Below are 1,272 nucleotides of genomic sequence, written 5' to 3' on the forward strand. Positions count from 1 at the left end.
ATCACCCGCCCGGTCGAGGATGCGATCAACACCATCGCCGGCATCAAGACGCTGACCTCGCGCTCCTACGAAGGCCAGTCGGTGGTGATCGCCGAGTTCGACCTGAAGACCTCGTCGGTCCAGGCGTTGCAGGACGTGCGCGAGAAGGTCTCGGCCATCCGCGCGACCTTCCGCGACGAGGTGAAGGACCCGCAGATCACCCGCTTCAACCCGGACGACCAGCCGATCCTGTCCATCGCCGTCACCTCCGACCTGCGGTCCTTGCGCGACCTCACCACTCTGACCGACCAGATCATCCTGAAGCGGCTGCAGAATGTCCGCGGCGTCGGCAAGGCCACCATCGCCGGCGGGGTGAAGCGCCAGATCCTGGTCCGACTGAAGCCGGAAAAGCTGGAGGCGCTGAACGTCGGCGTCGACGAGGTGATCGCCACCGTCTCCGGCGAGAACCAGGATGTACCCGCCGGCACCGTCACCGGCCAGGGGCGGGAGCGCGTGGTGCAGGTGGAGGGCCGCGTACGCAACCCGCGCGACCTGCTGGACCTGATCGTCGCGCGGCGCGGCAACAGCCCGGTGCGCCTGTCCCAGGTCGCCGAGGTGATCGACGGGCAGGAAGAGCAGGACTCCGCAGCCCTGCTGAACGGCAACCCGGCGCTGGCGGTCGATGTGGTGAAGGTGCAGGGCGCCAACACGGTGGAGGTCGCGCGTGGCCTGCATGCGGCGATCCAGGATCTGCGCACCAACGGTTCCCTGCCGCCGGACGTGACGCTGGCGGTGGTGCGCGACAGCTCCCGCGGCATCACCAACTCGCTCAGCAACGTCCAGGAGACGCTGGTCGAGGGCGGCATCCTGACCATCCTGATCGTCATGGTCTTCCTCGGCTCCTGGCGCAGCACGGTCATCACCGCACTGACCCTGCCGGTCGCCGTGCTCGGCACCTTCGGCATGCTGGCGGCGATGGGCTTCACCCTGAACATGATGACGCTGATGGCGCTGTCGCTCGCCATCGGCATCCTGATCGACGACGCCATCGTGGTGCGCGAGAACATCATGCGCCACCTTGCCCGCGGCCAGGGCCACCGTCAGGCCGCGCTGGACGGCACGGCGGAGATCGGGCTGGCGGTGCTGGCGACCACGCTCACCATTGTGGCGGTCTTCCTGCCGGTTGCCTTCATGGGCGGCATCATCGGCCGCTTCTTCCTGCAATTCGGCATCACTGTCTCGGCGGCGGTGCTGATCTCGCTGTTCGTGTCCTTCCCCTCGACCCGATGCTGT

General features: G+C 67.6%; 1 protein-coding gene. It reads left to right on the forward strand.

The annotated features are described in order from the left end of the window. A partial coding sequence (locus I71_RS01155) for an efflux RND transporter permease subunit (RefSeq protein ID WP_244433545.1) occupies positions 1–1,272 on the forward strand: 1,272 nt, incomplete at both ends.

The sequence above is a fragment of the Azospirillum sp. B506 genome, from assembly GCF_000333595.1.
In the GTDB taxonomy this organism is placed as follows: Bacteria; Pseudomonadota; Alphaproteobacteria; order Azospirillales; family Azospirillaceae; genus Azospirillum.